We start from the raw sequence: 17,463 nt of genomic DNA on the forward strand, positions 1-17,463 counted from the left end.
TTTAGATGGATATCGGGATGATTCGTGGCCTGGGCACCGTCGTTGTGATGGTGGCCTTCATCGGTCTGGCGTTGTGGGTATTCAGCCCCAAGCGCAAGTCGGAGTTTGAAGACGCGACCTTGCTGCCTTTCGCGGATGATCCCGAAGCCATCAAGCACGTCGAGCAAGCTTCTAGGAGTAACAAAGAATGACTACGTTCTGGAGTCTGTACGTCACAGTCCTCAGTCTCGGCACCATCTTCGCCCTGACCTGGCTGCTGCTGTCGACCCGCAAGGGCCAGCGCAGCGAAGCCACTGAAGAGACGGTTGGCCACTCCTTCGACGGGATCGAGGAGTACGACAACCCACTGCCGAAATGGTGGTTCATGCTGTTCGTGGGCACCATCATCTTCGCCCTCGGCTACCTGGTGCTGTACCCGGGCCTGGGCAACTGGAAAGGCCTGCTGCCGGGTTACAACTACCTCGATAACGAGAAGCAGACCGCGTTCGCCAACGGCCAGAGCGGCTGGACCGGCGTTCACGAGTGGGAAAAGGAAATGGCCAGGTCGGACGCCCGTTTTGGCCCGATCTTCGCCAAGTTCGCTTCCATGCCGATCGAAGAAGTCGCCAAAGACCCGCAAGCCTTGAAGATGGGTGGCCGCCTGTTCGCCTCCAACTGCTCGGTTTGCCACGGTTCCGACGCCAAGGGCGCTTATGGCTTCCCTAACCTGACCGACGCCGACTGGCGCTGGGGCGGTGAAGCGGAAACCATCAAGACCACCATCATGGGCGGTCGTCACGCCGTGATGCCGGCCTGGGCTGAAGTGATCGGTGAGCAAGGCGTTGCGGACGTTGCGGCGTTTGTACTGACCAACCTTGATGGCCGCAAGCTGCCGGAAGGCACCAAGGCTGACCCGGTTGCCGGGCAGAAACTGTTCGCCGGCAACTGCGTCGCCTGCCACGGTCCGGCCGGCAAAGGTACGCCAGCAATGGGCGCGCCCGACCTGACTCACCCGGGCGCGTTCATCTACGGTTCGAGCTTCGCGCAACTGCAGCAGACCATCCGTTACGGCCGTCAGGGCCAGATGCCTGCGCAAGAGCAGCTGCAAGGCAACGACAAGGTCCACCTGCTGGCCGCTTACGTCTACAGCCTTTCGCACGGCGAAAAGGCTCCGGCGGAAGATGCCCAGTAAGGCAAACGCCTGATGCAAAAACGGCCCCGCCAATGAGAATTGGCGGGGCCGTTTTCATTTAAAGATAAATCAAATCCCGATCCGCTCGAAACATGCCCAATCAATCCGGCCACGGCAACTGTTTGAATAGTCGTGAGCCTTGGCATACCTTCGAAAACGCAAACTTACACCTCAACTTAAACCTGGAAATGGAATTCCAAATGAACTTGTCAAACTGCATTAAAAGACTGAGCCTGCTGATAGTTGCCTGTAGCGTAACTATCATGCCGGTGATCGCGTCCGAACTTAATCCACACTCTATCGTGCTGGCTTCCAGCCCAAAATTCCCCTCCAGTGAAAAGTCGGAAAACGGCGACGTTGAATCCGCCTCGGACAAACAGGCACGTTCAAGGTGGCTGATCGATGCGCAGTATTCCAGCATCGCCGACTTCCGGGCGCAATCCGGTGGAACTGCCGCCGTTCCCGTGATGATCAATGGCAATCTCACCGCTACCGGAGAGGACAGCGAACGCTCATACATCCGTTCGGTGTTGCAAAACAAACTTAACAACGTCTATGACTACGGCCTCGGCAATTTTGACTACGACAACAACGTCGCAGGCCGCCCGGAGTGGGCGGCCGGAAGTGTCAATGAACTGAAAGATCGGTACTGGGGGAAAGTTAGCAACTTCGACCTCGCTGCGCGAGCGTCCGGCATGACGAAAACATGGTATGGAAGCCTGGCTTACTCCAGGGACTTTGGCGATGTTCATCTGGTTCAACTGAATAACGAACCCACCTACTCAGTCCGTTTTTCCACCCGTGCGTTATTCAATACCACCGCTTATGAAATCACGCCTGCCCTCGACTGGCTGGAACGCGATCTGCGGCAAGCGCGCGCGCAAGGGAAAATCATCCTGCTCAACCTCAGTCAACCGTTCCACTGGCCCGTGAAGGAAGCCGAGATTTCGCGATTCACCAAGATGATCGAGGACTACGGTGTGACCGCCGTGTTTTCCGCGAATGCGCACAAGCGCAGCGGGAAATATGAGTCGAGCAACTACATTTACGGCGACATTCCCTTGTTCATGAGTGGCTCGGCGGTTCAGCAGAGCTGGTTGTTTGCCGCTCTTTCAACCGATAGAACGCAACTGACGGTGAAGGTCGTTGCCGGTAACGACTGGCGTAACCCCGTTGCGACTCACACTGTCCCGGTCAGGTAGCCGTCTGGCGCCAACACTACGCAAACCCCGGGCAGACGCCAACGTCGTCGCCTGGGCCAAAAGTGTCATCGCCCCACGGATGTTTATTTCGGCCATCACCCTGAAGGAACTGGAGACCGGGGTTCTGCGAATGGAACGTCGTGACCCGGCGCAGGGGAAGGTATTGCGCACTTGGCTGAAGCGTCATGTCATGCCCGCCTTTGATGCCAGGATCTTGCAGGTCGACGCCGCCGTGGCGCTGCGTTGTGCCGGCCTGCACGTTCCAGACAGCACCAATGAAAGCGATGCCCTGATTGCAGCGACTGCCTTGGTTCATGGCCTGACGGTGGTCACTCGCAATATCAGCGACTTTCAGTCCAGCGGCGTTGCCCTGCTCAATCCATGGGCCGATTGAACGCCGACACTGGCAAAAACGGCCATAATTCCACCCGTCAATTGATTCAAGTCATTACACCGCCAATTGATTTCCACCAACGTGACCAAAGGTCGCACCCTTGAGCCAGACCTACAGGCGTATCATTGCGCCACTGCAGCACCTCTTTTTGACCGCGGTCGGCATGTACTGACCGAGGCATTTTTCCACTGCCGTGGGATGCATTCGATGAGTAACCAGATTCCTGTACACGACGTTACGCCGCCTGCCAAAAACGCGAACAACAGCGTCGATCTCTACGCCTCACGAGAAAAGATCTACACCCGCGCCTTCACCGGCCTGTTCCGCAATCTGCGGATGGTGGGGGGTGCTTTGCTGTTTCTGTTGTATTTCGGCACGGTCTGGCTGAACTGGGGCGGTCATCAAGCCGTCTGGTGGAACCTGCCGGAGCGCAAATTCTTCATTTTCGGCGCCACCTTCTGGCCTCAGGATTTCATCCTGCTCTCGGGAATTTTGATCGTCAGCGCCTTCGGCCTGTTTTTCATAACCGTGTACGCTGGCCGCGTCTGGTGCGGTTATACCTGCCCGCAAAGCGTCTGGACCTGGATTTTCATGTGGTGTGAAAAGGTCACCGAAGGCGACCGCAACCAGCGCATCAAACTCGACAAGGCGCCGATGAGCGCCAACAAATTTCTGCGCAAACTCAGCAAGCACGCGATGTGGCTGATGATCGGCTTTGTCACCGGCATGACCTTTGTCGGTTACTTCTCGCCGATCCGCGAACTGACCATCGCGTTCTTCACCGGCGAGGCAGATGGCTGGTCGTATTTCTGGGTCGGTTTCTTCACCCTCGCGACCTACGGCAATGCCGGCTGGCTGCGTGAGCAAGTGTGTATTTACATGTGCCCGTACGCGCGCTTCCAGAGCGTGATGTTCGACAAGGACACTTTGATCGTCTCCTACGACCCACGTCGCGGTGAAAGCCGCGGCCCGCGCAAGAAAGGTGTCGACTACAAGGCACAGGGCCTGGGCGACTGCATCGACTGCACCATGTGCGTGCAGGTCTGCCCGACCGGTATCGACATCCGCGACGGCCTGCAGGTCGAATGCATCGGTTGCGCCGCGTGCATTGATGCCTGCGACAGCATCATGGACAAGATGGATTACCCGCGCGGCCTGATCAGCTACACCACCGAGCACAACCTGTCCGGGCAAAAAACCAATAAACTGCGGCCGCGCCTGATCGGCTACGCCACCGTATTGCTGGCCATGATCGGATTGCTGGCGGCGGCATTTTTCATGCGCTCGCTGGTGGGGTTCGATGTCAGCAAGGACCGCGTGCTGTATCGCGAGAACGCCGAAGGCCGGATCGAAAACGTCTACAGCCTGAAAATCATGAACAAGGATCAGCGCGACCACACGTACGTGCTCGAAGCCGCCGGCCTGCCGGACCTCAAGCTGCAAGGCAAGCGCGAGATCAAAGTCGCCGCGGGCGAGATTTTCAGCCAGCCGGTCGAACTGTCCATGGCCCCGGAAAAACTGCCATCGAGCACCAACGAGGTGAAATTCATCCTCAAGGATGCCGATGACGAAAGCATTCACGTTGAAGCCAAGAGCCGATTCATCGGCCCACAAATTCGTTGAGAGAAGTGATCATGCCCGCAGCAAACGCCGCAAGTCCCTGGTACAAGCACCTTTGGCCATGGATCATCATTGCCATCCTCGCCTGTTCGGTGACCCTGACCTTGTCCATGGTGACCATCGCGGTGAACAACCCGGACAACCTGGTCAACGACAACTACTACGAGGCCGGCAAAGGCATCAACCGCTCTCTGGACCGTGAATTGCTGGCGCAGACGCTGCTGTTGCGCGCCAGCATTCATCTGGATGACGTGACGGGCGAAGTCGACCTGCGCCTGAGCGGCAACAGCCAACCGAAAACCCTGGAGCTGAACCTGATTTCGCCGACCCAGCCGGAGAAAGATCGCAAGATCACCCTCGCCCAAAGCACCACTGAACAAGGCCGCTACATCGGCCAGTTGAGTGACAAGGTCGATGGCCGGCGTTTTGTCGAATTGCTGGGCACTCAGGACGACCACATCTGGCGCATGTTCGAAGAAGAACTGGTCAGCCATGACAAGGATCTGCTGCTGGGTGACGAACCGCTGCAAGGCGCCGAAGACTTGTAGGCGCCGTAGGACCCGTAGGAGCTGTCGAGTGAAACGAGGCTGCGATCTTTTGACTTTGATTTAAAAACAAGATCAAAAGATCGCAGCCTCGTTTCACTCGACAGCTCCTACGGTTCCTACAAGCCACAAGTATGTGCCTCTCCCAGACAAAATAGACTCATCCCATGACCACTCCACTTCCCTGCTACCACTGCGCCCTGCCCGTCCCGGCCGGCAGCCGCTTCACCGCTGCCGTCCTCGGTGAAACCCGCGAGTTCTGCTGCCCGGGTTGTCAGGCCGTGGCCGAGGCGATTGTCGCCGGGGGTCTGGAAAGCTACTACCAGCATCGCAGCGAGGCGTCGGCCAACCCCGAAGCCTTGCCCGTGCAACTGGTGGATGAACTGGCGCTGTACGATCGCGCCGACGTGCAAAAACCCTTCGTGCGCCATGACGGCGAACTCGCCGAAACCACCCTGTTGATGGAAGGCATCAGCTGCGCCGCTTGCGGCTGGCTGATCGAGAAACACCTGCGCGGTTTGCCGGCAGTGGCCGAGGCGCGCTTGAACCTGTCCAACCACCGCCTGCACGTGCGCTGGGCCGACGCGCAATTGCCGCTGAGCCAGGTGCTCAGCGAACTGCGCCACATCGGTTACGCCGCCCATCCTTATCAAGCCGACCGCGCCAGCGAACAACTGGCCAGCGAAAATCGCCTGGCCCTGCGCCAACTCGGCGTGGCTGGACTGCTGTGGTTCCAGGCGATGATGGCGACCATGGCCACCTGGCCGGAATTCAACATCGACCTCAGCCCCGAACTGCATACGATCCTGCGCTGGGTCGCGCTGTTTCTCACCACACCGATCGTGTTCTACAGTTGTGCGCCGTTCTTCAAAGGCGCCATGCGCGACCTGCGCACCCGCCACCTGACCATGGACGTTTCGGTGTCGCTGGCGATCGGCGGTGCCTACATCGCCGGGATCTGGACCTCGATCACCGGGGTCGGCGAATTGTATTTCGATGCCGTCGGCATGTTTGCCCTGTTCCTGCTGGCCGGGCGCTATCTTGAACGACGCGCCCGGGAACGCACCGCCGCCGCGACCGCACAACTCGTCAACCTGTTGCCCGCCTCATGCCTGCGGCTGGGCGGCGACGGTCAGAGCGAGCGGATTTTGCTCAGCGAACTGCGCGTCGGCGATCACGTGCTGGTGCACCCCGGTGCGATCCTTCCCGCGGACGGCAAGATCCTCGACGGCCAGTCGAGCATCGACGAATCCCTGCTCACCGGTGAATACCTGCCGCAGCCGCGCACGTTGGGCGATGCGGTCACCGCCGGCACCCTCAACGTCGAAGGCGCGTTGACTGTGGAAGTTCTCGCACTGGGCCAGGACACCCGACTGTCCGCCATCGTCCGCCTGCTCGATCGCGCTCAGGCGGAAAAGCCCCCGCTGGCAGAAATCGCCGACCACGCCGCGCAGTGGTTCCTGTTGCTGTCGCTGATCGCCGCTGCGGTGATTGGTCTGGTCTGGTGGGAACTGGATTCATCGCGAGCCTTCTGGATCGTCTTGGCGATGCTGGTCGCGACCTGCCCCTGCGCCTTGTCACTCGCCACGCCAACTGCCCTCACCGCCGCCACCGGCACACTGCACAAGCTGGGGCTGTTGTTGACGCGTGGCCATGTGCTGGAAGGCCTGAACCAGATCGACACGGTGATCTTCGACAAGACCGGCACCCTCACCGAAGGGCGCCTGGCGCTGCGTTCGATCCGCCCCCTCGGCACACTGGACAGCGATCAGTGCCTGAGCCTCGCCGCCGCCCTCGAAAACCGTTCCGAACACCCGATCGCCCGTGCGTTTGGCCGTGCGCCGCTGGCCGCCGAAGAAGTCCACAGCACACCGGGACTGGGTCTGGAAGGTGTGGTCGGCGAACGCCGCCTGCGCATCGGCCAACCTGGTTTTGTCTGTGAACTCAGTGGCGCTTCGCTTCCCCTGATGCCCGAGGAAGCCGGCCAGTGGCTGCTGCTCGGCGATAGCCAGGGCCCGCTGGCGTGGTTTGTCCTCGACGACCGTTTGCGCGCCGATGCCCCTGCTTTGTTGCAAGCCTGCAAGGCACGGGGCTGGCGGACGTTGCTGCTGTCGGGCGACACCTCGCCGATGGTCGCCAGCGTTGCCGCGCAATTGGGCATCGACGAGGCGCGGGGCGGTTTGCGCCCCGACGACAAACTGCAGGTCCTGCAACAGCTGCACAGGGAAGGTCGCAAGGTGTTGATGCTCGGTGACGGGGTCAACGACGTGCCGGTGCTCGCCGCTGCCGACATCAGTGTCGCCATGGGTTCGGCCACCGACCTGGCGAAAACCAGTGCCGACGCGGTGTTGCTGTCGAATCGGCTCGACGCGCTGGTGCAGGCCTTCAGCCTGGCGCGGCGTACCCGTCGGGTAATCATCGAGAACCTGCTGTGGGCCGGGTTGTACAATGGCCTTATGTTGCCGTTCGCCGCCCTCGGCTGGATTACGCCGGTGTGGGCCGCGGTCGGCATGTCCATCAGTTCATTGACCGTGGTGCTCAACGCCCTGCGCCTGACTCGAATGCCGAGCGCGCCAGCCACTCGCACCACGCCAGAAACCCGCCCGCTGCCGGCCTGAGCCGCACGGGCATGGAGCCTTCCCATGCCAGCTCTTTACGTGATGATCCCGGCCGCGCTGCTGATCGTGGCCATCGCGATCTACATCTTTTTCTGGGCAGTCGACAGCGGTCAGTACGACGACCTCGACGGCCCGGCCCACAGCATCCTTTTCGACGACCAGGACCCGAACCACACGGCGGCGGTCGATGAGGCCAGCGGCCAAACGGCCAAACCGGACGACAAGGCGCCTCCCCATGTTTGAACTGGCACCGCTGTTGGTGTCGGCGGTAATCCTCGGCCTGCTCGGCGGCGGGCATTGCCTGGGCATGTGCGGCGGCTTGATGGGCGCGCTGACCCTGGCCATTCCCAAGGAACAACGCAGCCGCCGGTTTCGCTTGCTGCTGGCGTACAACGTTGGGCGAATTCTCAGTTACGCGGCGGCCGGTTTGCTCATTGGTCTGGCCGGTTGGGCGGTGGCAAACAGCCCGGCGGCGATGTTTATGCGCATCCTCGCCGGATTGCTGCTGATCGCCATGGGCCTTTACCTCGCCGGCTGGTGGAGCGGCCTGACCCGTATCGAAAGCCTCGGTCGTGGGCTGTGGCGGCATATCCAGCCGCTTGCCAATAAACTGCTGCCGGTGTCGAGCCTGCCGCGCGCCTTGTTGCTGGGCGCGCTCTGGGGCTGGTTGCCGTGCGGGCTGGTTTACAGCACGTTGCTGTGGTCGGCCAGCCAGGGCAATGCGCTCGACAGTGCGCTGCTGATGCTCGCGTTCGGGCTGGGCACCTGGCCGGTCTTGCTCGCCACCGGGCTGGCAGCCGAGCGGGTCACGGCCGTGTTGCGCAAACGCTATGTGCGCATGACGGGCGGCTTGCTGGTGATGTTGTTCGGAATCTGGACCCTGCCGGGGCCGCATCAGCATTGGCTGATGGGGCATTAACACAAGGATCAAAAGATCGCAGCCTTCGGCAGCTCCTACTGGAGTTCGCAATACCCTGTAGGAGTTGCCGAAGGCTGCGATCTTTTGATCTGGCGCCTGTTGATACAAATCAAGATGCCCCAACGCCGCACCCCATAGACTCGCCGGCACTGCCAGACTATCCGGGGGATGCCCGCATGATGCTCGACACCATTCGTTGGGATACCGATCTGATCCGCCGTTATGACCTGGCGGGACCGCGTTACACCTCCTACCCGACCGCCGTGCAGTTCGACGGCCATGTCGGCACCTTTGACCTGTTTCATGCGCTGCGCGACAGCCGCAAAGCCCTGCGCCCGTTGTCGCTGTACGTGCACGTGCCGTTCTGCGCGAACATTTGCTATTACTGCGCGTGCAACAAAGTCATCACCAAGGATCGCGGCCGCGCCCAGCCCTATTTGCAGCGCCTTGAACAGGAAATCCAGCTGATTGCCTGCCACCTCGACCCCGCACAGAAGGTCGAGCAATTGCACTTCGGTGGCGGTACGCCGACCTTTCTCAGCCACGACGAACTGCGTCAACTCATGGCCCGGTTGCGCAAAAGCTTCAATTTGCTCGACGACGACTCCGGCGACTACAGCATCGAGATCGACCCGCGCGAAGCCGACTGGTCGACCATGGGGCTGCTCCGTGAACTGGGTTTCAATCGGGTCAGTATCGGCCTGCAAGACCTCGACCCGGCGGTGCAACGGGCGGTCAATCGCCTGCAAAGCCTGGAAGAAACCCGTGCAGTGATCGAGGCCGCGCGGACCTTGCAATTCCGTTCGATCAACATCGACCTGATCTACGGCTTGCCCAGACAGACACCCGAAAACTTCGCCCATACCGTCGACGAAGTGATCAACCTGCAACCGGACCGGCTGTCAGTGTTCAACTACGCGCATTTGCCCGAACGCTTCATGCCGCAACGGCGCATCAACAGCGACGAACTGCCAACCCCGGCGCAGAAACTGGAGATGCTCCAACGCACCATCGAACAACTGACGGCGGCCGGCTACCGTTACATCGGCATGGACCACTTCGCCCTGCCCGACGATGAATTGGCGATTGCCCAGGAAGAGTCGACCCTGCAACGTAATTTCCAGGGCTACACCACCCACGGACATTGCGATTTGATCGGCCTGGGCGTCTCGGCCATCAGCCAGATCGGCGATCTGTACTGTCAGAACAGCAGCGACCTCAATCAATATCAGGGCGCCCTGGCCTCGGCGCAGCTGCCGACCAATCGCGGCCTGCTGTGCAATCCCGACGACCACGTGCGCAGGGCGGTGATTCAACAGTTGATCTGCCGTTTCAACGTGGAGTTTGCTGACATCGAACAGGCGTTCAACATTGATTTTTGCGGTTACTTCGGTGAGCTGTGGCCGCAGTTGCAAACCATGGCCGAGGACGGCCTGATCGAACTCGACAATCAACGGATCACCGTGTTGCCGGCCGGACGTTTGCTGGTGCGATCGGTGTGCATGGTGTTCGACGCGTATCTTGAGCAACAGCAGCGCCAGCGCTTTTCGCGTGTCATTTGAAAGGGTGGCAAAATCGCCGCGCACTGGCTTGAATGTCCTCTTGTGAGTTACCCTTACGGCTTATGTGTGTTTTTTCCCACAAGGATTGAAGAAATGTCCGAGCCAGTAAAACTGCGCGCTCACAACCAGGCCCATTGCAAGGATTGCAGCCTGGCCCCCCTCTGCCTGCCACTTTCTCTGAATCTGGAAGACATGGATGCGCTGGACGAGATCGTTAAACGTGGCCGCCCGCTGAAAAAGGGCGAGTTCCTGTTCCGCCAGGGCGACGTGTTCGATTCCGTTTATGCAGTTCGCTCTGGCGCCCTCAAGACCTTCAGTCTCAGCGATGGCGGAGAAGAACAGCTCACCGGGTTCCACCTGCCGAGCGAACTGGTCGGTTTGTCGGGCATGGACACTGAAAAACATCCAGTGTCGGCGCAAGCAATGGAAACCACCTCGGTCTGTGAAATTCCGTTCGAACGCCTGGACGAACTGGCGCTGCAATTGCCACAACTGCGCCGTCAGTTGATGCGTGTGATGAGCCGCGAAATTCGTGACGATCAACAAATGATGTTGCTGCTGTCGAAGAAAACCGCCGACGAGCGCATTGCCACGTTTCTGGTCAACCTGTCGGCACGGTTCCGCGCTCGCGGCTTTTCGGCCAATCAGTTCCGCCTGAGCATGTCGCGTAATGAAATCGGCAATTACTTGGGCCTGGCGGTGGAAACCGTGTCGCGGGTGTTCACCCGCTTCCAGCAAAACGAACTGATCGCCGCCGAAGGCAAGGAAATCCACATCCTTGACCCGATACAGCTTTGCGCCTTGGCCGGCGGTTCGATCGAAGGTTGACTGCGACAATTGCGGCTGAGCGAAACGCTTCAGCCGCCGTTATACTGCGACGTTTGCAGCCTGCCAGGACACCTTGACGATGGTCTTTGACTCCTTCGACATCAAATCCCTGATCCGCCCGGTGATCGACTTCCCGAAACCGGGCGTTATCTTTCGCGACATTACCCCGCTGTTCCAGTCGCCCACGGCCCTGCGCCTGGTGATGGACAGCTTTGCCCACCGATACGTCGAGGCCGACTTCACCCACATCGGCGCCATGGATGCCCGCGGATTCCTGATTGGTTCGGTACTGGCCTATCAGTTGAACAAGCCGCTGGTGTTGTTCCGCAAGCAGGGCAAACTGCCGGCGGATGTGCTGGCCGAAGGTTATGCGACCGAGTACGGCGAAGCCTTCCTTGAAGTGCATGCCGACAGCCTGTGCGAAGGCGATTCAGTGGTGATGTTCGATGACCTGATTGCCACCGGGGGCACGCTGATCGCGGCGGCGAACCTGATTCGGCGCATGGGCGCACGAGTGCATGAAGCGGCGGCGATTATTGACCTGCCGGAGCTGGGTGGCTCGCAGCGACTGGAAGATATGGGGATTCCTACGTTTTGCCTGACGCAGTTTGCCCTTACCGATAAATAAGCAGCGTCTGTTTATTACGTAGCGTCTGCACTGACGCCATCGCGAGCAAGCTCGCTCCCACAGGGTTCAGTGGCGTTTACACATTTTGTTGACGACACAACTACTGTGGGAGCGAGCTTGCTCGCGATAGCGTCAGCCGCAACAACATCAATCCAAACCCTGTTACAGCCCCATCTGCTTACTGATGATCTCGTTCATCACTTCCCGCGTCCCGCCGCCAATCGATAGAATCCGGTTATCCCGATACAACCGCTCCACCAGACTCTCGCGCATGTACCCCAGACCACCGAGGATCTGCACCGCATCGGTCGTGATCCGATCCGCCGTGTCAGTCGCGAAATTCTTCGCCATCGAAATCTCTTTGATCACACTCTGCCCCGCAGCCATTTTCGCCGCCTGCCGGTAAGTGAATTCCCGTGACACTTCCAGCGCCGTGGCCATTTCAGCCAGGCGATGCTTGAGCACCTGGAACTTGCCGATGGGTTTGCCGAACGCTTCGCGCTGCCGGGCCCATTTCAGGCTTTCTTCCAGCGCCAGTTGCGCGGTCATGTTGGCCATCAGCGCCAGGGCCAGACGTTCGCTCTGGAAGTTGCCCATGATGCAGGCGAAGCCCATGTTCTCGGCACCGATCAGATTTCCCACAGGCACCCGGCAATCGTCGAAAAACAACTCGGCGGTGTCCGACGCCCACCAGCCCATTTTCTTCAACTGGCGGCCGACAGTGAATCCCGGTGTGCCTTTCTCGATCAGCAGCAAGCTGATGCCGCCGAAACCGGGAGCGCCGGTGCGCACCGCGACGGTGTAGTAATCCGCGCGCACGCCGCTGGTGATAAAGGTTTTGCTGCCGTTGACCCGGTAGACATCGCCGTCACGCACGGCGCGGGTTTGCAGGTTGGCCACGTCGGAACCGCCGCTAGGCTCGGTGACAGCCAGGGCGCTGATCTTCTCGCCCGCCAGGACGTGCGGCACAACACGATCACGGACCTCGGGCTTGGCCCACTTGAGGATCGGCGGCAAGCCAATGTCCAGCGAGCCGAGCCCCGCCACCACTCCCCCGGAGCCGCAACGCATCAACTCTTCGCTGGCGGCGATCTTGGCAAACAGGTCACCTTGGTGGCTACCGCCCAGGGCTTCGGGGTAACCGATACCCAGAATCCCCGCAGCACCGGCTTTCAAGTACAACTCGCGGGGAAAGCTTTCAGCTTCTTCCCACTGGTCAATGTCCGGAAGAATCTCACGCTCGACGAAACGTCTGACGCTGTCGCGGACCAATTGGTGGCTGGGGTCGAAGTATTCCTGAAAGGCAGGCATCGGCGAACTCCACTGAAGGTTCAGCGACGTTAACCGAGCGCTTGCTTGGTTTTCAACAGGAAGATGGATGCAAAAGCAAAAAGATCGCAGCCTTCGGCAGCTCCTACGAGATGTTCACAATCCTGTAGGAGCTGCCGAAGGCTGCGATCTTTTGCCGATATCACGTTTACAGCGCTATCGGCTTACGCCCCGCAAACGAATGCGCCAACGTCCCGCCGTCCACCAGCTCCAGCTCGCCACCCAACGGCACGCCGTGGGCAATGCGTGATGCAATCAAGCCCTTGTTGCTGAGCAACTGGGCGATGTAATGCGCCGTGGCTTCGCCTTCGACCGTCGGGTTGGTCGCGAGAATGACTTCAGTAAAGGTGCCCGCCTCTTCGATCCGTGCGAGCAATTGCGGAATGCCGATCGCCTCAGGCCCCAGCCCGTCGAGCGGCGACAGATGGCCCTTGAGCACGAAGTAGCGACCACGGAAACCGGTCTGCTCCACCGCGTAGACATCCATCGGCCCTTCCACCACGCACAGCAAGGTGTCATCGCGACGGTTATCGGCGCATTGCGGGCACAGGTCGTCTTCAGTCAGCGTTCGACACAACCGGCAATGGCCGACCCCTTCCATGGCCTGGCTCAACGCCAGCGCCAAACGCGAGCCACCGCTGCGATCACGCTCGAGTAGCTGCAACGCCATGCGCTGGGCAGTTTTCTGACCCACCCCTGGCAGCGTTCGCAGGGCATCAATCAGTTGGCGAATCAAAGGGCTGAAGCTCATGGGGAAACGTCCGACATAACAACGAGACGCGGTTTATACCCGCGCCTCTCTTTAGCGTCAAATACTCAGTCTTGCGCGACTCGCACCACCAGTTTGCCGAAGTTGCGACCTTCCAGCAGACCGATGAACGCCTCGGGTGCATTCTCAAGGCCATCGACCACGTCTTCGCGGAATTTCACCTTGCCGTCACGCACCCACGGCGCCATGGCGCTGACGAATTCCGGCTGACGGTCGCCGTAATCGTCAAACACGATGAAACCCTGAATCCGCACGCGTTTGGTCAGCAGCGTGCGCTGCAATTGCGGCAGGCGATCCGGGCCGCTCGGCGCTTCGTGAGCGTTGTAGGACGCGATCAGGCCGCACAAAGGAACCCGCGCCTTGGAATTGAGCAGCGGCACTACGGCGTCGAAAACCTTGCCTCCGACGTTCTCGTAATAAATGTCGATGCCATCGGGACACGCGGTAGCCAATTGATCGGCGAAGTCGGGACTTTTGTGATCGACGCAGGCATCAAAACCCAGCTCTTCAACCACATAACGGCACTTGTCCGCGCCGCCGGCCACGCCAACCACCCGCAGGCCTTTGATCTTCGCCACTTGGCCGACCACCGAACCCACCGCACCGGAGGCCGCCGCCACCACGAGCGTTTCGCCCTCTTTGGGCTGACCGATGTCCATCAGGCCCATGTAAGCGGTCATGCCCGGCATCCCGAGCACGCCGAGCGCCATGGAAGGGCTTGGCAACCCGGACGGCACCGGAATGATGTCGCGACCGTCGCTGATGCTGTGGCTCTGCCACCCCGTGGCGCCAACGACCAGATCACCTTCGTGGAACTTGGGATTGAGCGAACGCTCGACCCGGCTGACAGCGCCACCGGTCATCACCTCGTCGATTTCGACCGGTGCCGCGTAGGAAGGAGCGTCGCTCATGCGCCCGCGCATGTAGGGGTCGAGCGACAGGAACAGGGTTTTGAGCAACACCTGGCCGTCGACCAGGTCCGGCAGCGCTTCACGCTCCAGGCGAAAATTCTCCGGCGTCGGCGCGCCCACCGGGCGAGACGCCAGGACGATACGTTGGTTGAGGGTCAATGCGTCTGGCATGAGAGCGTCTCCTGTGATCGAAGAATGGGTCGGTATAGGGAAGCAGACCGTTGTGTCGGTATGGCGTTCGATGTTTCTTCCTTGATTGTGGCGAGGGAGCTTGCTCCCGCTGGGCCGCGAAGCGGCCCCAAAAAAAGGGACTGCTGCGCAGTCCAGCGGGAGCAAGCTCCCTCGCCACAGGGAATGGCAGATACCCGTCAAAAACGAAAATGCCAGGCACGATGCCTGGCATTTTTTTGTAGCTCATCCGACGCGCCTTGGCGAATCAGAATGGCAATTTCATACCCGGAGGCAATTGCATGCCCGCCGTCATGCCGGACATTTTGTCCTGGCTGTTGGCTTCGATCTTGCGCACAGCGTCGTTGACGGCGGCGGCGAATACAGCCTCCAGCATCTCTTTGTCGTCTTCGCTCAGGCCTTCGACCAGGCTTGGGTCGATGGTCACGCGCTTGACGTCGTGACGACCGGTCATCACCACGGTGACCATATCGCCGCCGGCCTTGCCAGTGACTTCGGCGTTGGCCAGTTCTTCCTGCATCTTGGCCATTTTTTCCTGCATCTGCTGCGCCTGCTTCATCAGGCCGGCCATGCCACCTTTCATCATGGGAATCACCTCAAAGTACTTGGATAAACACAGCGCCCGGCCCGTTCGGCCAGACGCCCTCAGTTATTAGCCCTGACTGACCAGGGCTTCGACAGGTTCAATAGTATCGTTACGGACCACCGCACCGAACTGCTGCATCATTTGCTGGATGAACGGATCACCGTGGATCGACTCCTCGGCCTCGCGCTGACGGTCTGCCCGACGCCGCGCCCCAGCCTGGGCCGGGGTTTCCTGCTCGGGCTTGATCAGCTCCATGGTCAGGGTCAGCGTGCGCCCGTGAAACTGGTTCAACGCGTCGTTGAGACGACGTTGCTGTGTCGCGTTGAACAGCGCGCTGTGAGCCGGATCCAGGTGCAGCAGCCAGTTGTCGCCATCGACAGCGATCAGCGTGCAGTTGGCGGCGATGCTGCCGGTCATGCCGGAGATCGGCAACTTCGGGAACAGCTCCAGCCATTGCAGCGCCAGACCGGTGGCGGGCATGGCGGCCGGTTCAGGCTCGGGTTCCGGTGCCGGTTCGGCGGCGTGCTCACTGGCCAATTCGTCGAGGTAGCTATAAGCCGAATCCATGTCCGGCTCGATGTAATCCTCGTCCAGCGGCGGCTCGTCGTCGAGGTCGATGCCCGGCGTGGCGGCATCGACCTCGGCCACTGACGGCTCGGGGATCGGCGTGGCGGCCCATTCCGGCGCATCCGGCACGACGCTGTCGGGTGTCGGCAACGGCATCGGTGGCAATTCGGGTTGTTCGCTTGCGGTTTCCAGCACCGGTTCGACAGCGGGCTGCTGCACAACCTCTGGCTCGACCGGGTCATTCCAGGGCAGGTCGACGACGGCTTCGACCGCAACGGGCTCGGGCACGACAACCGGTTCAGGCACGACCACGGGCGCGACCGCCTCAGGCTCTGGCGCGGGAACCGGGGCAACAACCGCAGCAACGGGTGCAACTGCCGCAGCGGCTACCGGCGCAGCAATCGGCGCGGCAGCCACTGAATTAGCGGAATCAACTGTGGCCTGGCTGATCCCCACTGGCTTTAGCGGTTGCCTCGGTGCGTCCTCGGTGTCTGCCGGGCGGAACGCGAGCATGCGCAGCAAGACCATTTCGAAACCACCGCGGGGGTCCGGCGCCAGCGGCAAATCGCGGCGGCCGATCAGGCCCATCTGGTAATAAAACTGCACGTCTTCGGCCGGCAAGGCCTGAGCCAGCGCCAGCACCCGATCGCGGTCGCCTTGGCCATTGTCGACGCCTTCAGGCAAGGCCTGAGCGATCGCGACACGGTGCAGCACGTTGAGGATTTCCGAGAGCACGCCGTTCCAGTCCGGGCCCTGTTCAGCCAGGTGGCGGACGCCTTCGAGCAACGCCTTGGCATCGCCTTCGATCAGCGCATGCAGAACGTCGTAGACCTGACCGTGGTCAAGCGTGCCCAGCATCGCGCGCACGTCGGCCGCCATGACCTTGCCTTCACCGAAGGCAATGGCCTGATCGGTCAGGCTCATGGCATCGCGCATCGAGCCATCGGCGGCGCGGCCGAGCAGCCACAGGGCGTCGTCTTCGAACGGCACGTTCTCGACACCCAGCACGTGGGTCAAATGCTCGACGACCCGTTCAGGGGTCATGTTTTTCAGGGAGAATTGCAGGCACCGCGACAGAATCGTTGCAGGGAGTTTCTGCGGGTCGGTGGTGGCCAGGATGAACTTGACGTAGGGCGGCGGCTCTTCGAGAGTTTTCAGCAGCGCATTGAAGGAATGGCTGGAAAGCATGTGCACTTCGTCGATCAGGTAGACCTTGAAGCGCCCGCGGCTCGGGGCGTACTGAACATTGTCGAGCAGCTCGCGGGTGTCCTCGACCTTGGTCCGGCTCGCGGCGTCGATTTCGATCAGGTCGACGAAGCGCCCTTCGTCGATCTCACGGCACACCGAGCATTCGCCGCACGGTGTCGAAGTGATACCTGTTTCACAGTTCAGGCATTTGGCGATGATCCGCGCGATGGTGGTCTTGCCGACCCCGCGCGTCCCGGTAAACAGGTAGGCGTGGTGCAGCCGCTGGCTGTCCAAGGCATTGATCAGAGCCTTGAGCACATGGGTCTGGCCGACCATTTCGCGGAACGAGCGCGGACGCCATTTACGTGCAAGAACCTGATAACTCATCGAAAACCGTCGCCACGAAGGAACACAAGCGGCTAATGCTAGCGGAGCAA

The 17,463-nt window shown here is 60.6% G+C and carries 17 protein-coding genes and 1 pseudogene; 13 read left to right on the top strand and 5 right to left on the bottom strand.

Annotation, left to right across the window (positions count from 1 at the left end):
* The first annotated feature begins 5 nt into the window (after positions 1-5).
* The 12 genes from F8N62_RS16415 (at position 6) to F8N62_RS16470 (ending at position 11,487) form a co-directional block, all read left to right on the top strand.
* Entirely contained in the window at positions 6-191 is a 186-nt protein-coding gene (locus F8N62_RS16415) for a CcoQ/FixQ family Cbb3-type cytochrome c oxidase assembly chaperone (RefSeq protein WP_003175465.1), read from the top strand.
* On the top strand, positions 188-1,171 hold the full coding sequence (ccoP, locus tag F8N62_RS16420; protein ID WP_150711655.1) for a cytochrome-c oxidase, cbb3-type subunit III: 984 nt from the start codon (positions 188-190) through the stop codon (positions 1,169-1,171). The genes F8N62_RS16415 and ccoP overlap by 4 nt, the downstream gene beginning before the upstream one ends.
* Before the next feature lie 200 nt (positions 1,172-1,371).
* A complete protein-coding gene (locus tag F8N62_RS16425; RefSeq protein ID WP_150711656.1) occupies positions 1,372-2,373 on the top strand; it encodes a metallophosphoesterase family protein in 1,002 nt (333 codons plus the stop codon).
* Entirely contained in the window at positions 2,345-2,767 is a 423-nt protein-coding gene (locus F8N62_RS16430; RefSeq protein ID WP_224791371.1) for a type II toxin-antitoxin system VapC family toxin, read from the top strand. The genes F8N62_RS16425 and F8N62_RS16430 overlap by 29 nt, the downstream gene beginning before the upstream one ends.
* Positions 2,768-2,974: 207 nt before the next feature.
* Positions 2,975-4,390, top strand: coding sequence for a cytochrome c oxidase accessory protein CcoG (ccoG, locus tag F8N62_RS16435; RefSeq protein ID WP_150711657.1), 1,416 nt, complete (start codon positions 2,975-2,977; stop codon positions 4,388-4,390).
* An 11-nt stretch (positions 4,391-4,401) separates the two neighbouring features.
* Entirely contained in the window at positions 4,402-4,935 is a 534-nt protein-coding gene (locus F8N62_RS16440; protein ID WP_150711658.1) for a FixH family protein, read from the top strand.
* A gap of 164 nt (positions 4,936-5,099) precedes the next feature.
* The gene (locus tag F8N62_RS16445; protein WP_150711659.1) at positions 5,100-7,550 is read left to right on the top strand and encodes a heavy metal translocating P-type ATPase; all 2,451 of its coding nucleotides are present in this window, start codon (positions 5,100-5,102) and stop codon (positions 7,548-7,550) included.
* A 24-nt stretch (positions 7,551-7,574) separates the two neighbouring features.
* Entirely contained in the window at positions 7,575-7,793 is a 219-nt protein-coding gene (ccoS, locus tag F8N62_RS16450) for a cbb3-type cytochrome oxidase assembly protein CcoS (protein WP_150711660.1), read from the top strand.
* Positions 7,786-8,469 (top strand): sulfite exporter TauE/SafE family protein, encoded by a 684-nt coding sequence (locus F8N62_RS16455; protein WP_150711661.1) that lies wholly within the window; start codon positions 7,786-7,788, stop codon positions 8,467-8,469. The genes ccoS and F8N62_RS16455 overlap by 8 nt, the downstream gene beginning before the upstream one ends.
* A gap of 179 nt (positions 8,470-8,648) precedes the next feature.
* Positions 8,649-10,031, top strand: coding sequence for an oxygen-independent coproporphyrinogen III oxidase (gene hemN, locus F8N62_RS16460; RefSeq protein ID WP_150711782.1), 1,383 nt, complete (start codon positions 8,649-8,651; stop codon positions 10,029-10,031).
* A 93-nt stretch (positions 10,032-10,124) separates the two neighbouring features.
* Positions 10,125-10,859: a fumarate/nitrate reduction transcriptional regulator Fnr gene (gene fnr / locus F8N62_RS16465; protein ID WP_150711662.1), complete on the top strand. Its 735-nt coding sequence runs from the start codon at positions 10,125-10,127 to the stop codon at positions 10,857-10,859.
* A gap of 79 nt (positions 10,860-10,938) precedes the next feature.
* Entirely contained in the window at positions 10,939-11,487 is a 549-nt protein-coding gene (locus F8N62_RS16470; protein WP_027921719.1) for an adenine phosphoribosyltransferase, read from the top strand.
* Between the two features lie 162 nt (positions 11,488-11,649).
* Here F8N62_RS16470 and F8N62_RS16475 read toward each other — a convergent pair whose 3' ends face one another.
* From F8N62_RS16475 to F8N62_RS16485, 3 genes are all read right to left on the bottom strand, one after another.
* Positions 11,650-12,798, bottom strand: a complete 1,149-nt coding sequence (locus tag F8N62_RS16475) for an acyl-CoA dehydrogenase family protein (protein WP_150711663.1) — start codon at positions 12,796-12,798, stop codon at positions 11,650-11,652.
* A gap of 166 nt (positions 12,799-12,964) precedes the next feature.
* The gene (recR, locus tag F8N62_RS16480; protein ID WP_133836727.1) at positions 12,965-13,567 is read right to left on the bottom strand and encodes a recombination mediator RecR; all 603 of its coding nucleotides are present in this window, start codon (positions 13,565-13,567) and stop codon (positions 12,965-12,967) included.
* A 65-nt stretch (positions 13,568-13,632) separates the two neighbouring features.
* Entirely contained in the window at positions 13,633-14,667 is a 1,035-nt protein-coding gene (locus F8N62_RS16485; protein ID WP_150711664.1) for an NADP-dependent oxidoreductase, read from the bottom strand.
* An 85-nt stretch (positions 14,668-14,752) separates the two neighbouring features.
* Here F8N62_RS16485 and F8N62_RS32315 point away from each other — a divergent pair.
* A pseudogene (locus tag F8N62_RS32315) lies at positions 14,753-14,848 on the top strand (N-acetyltransferase); the annotation flags it as partial.
* An 84-nt stretch (positions 14,849-14,932) separates the two neighbouring features.
* Here the strand turns inward: F8N62_RS32315 and F8N62_RS16490 are convergent.
* Together F8N62_RS16490 and dnaX are read right to left on the bottom strand one after the other, a co-directional pair.
* Positions 14,933-15,271, bottom strand: a complete 339-nt coding sequence (locus F8N62_RS16490) for a YbaB/EbfC family nucleoid-associated protein (RefSeq protein WP_008028561.1) — start codon at positions 15,269-15,271, stop codon at positions 14,933-14,935.
* 66 nt (positions 15,272-15,337) lie between these two features.
* Complete coding sequence (dnaX, locus tag F8N62_RS16495) at positions 15,338-17,413, bottom strand: DNA polymerase III subunit gamma/tau (RefSeq protein ID WP_150711665.1); 2,076 nt, start codon at positions 17,411-17,413, stop codon at positions 15,338-15,340.
* Between the last annotated feature and the right edge of the window lie 50 nt (positions 17,414-17,463).

Source organism: Pseudomonas fluorescens, assembly GCF_902497785.1.
Taxonomy (GTDB): domain Bacteria; phylum Pseudomonadota; class Gammaproteobacteria; order Pseudomonadales; family Pseudomonadaceae; genus Aquipseudomonas; species Aquipseudomonas fluorescens_BO.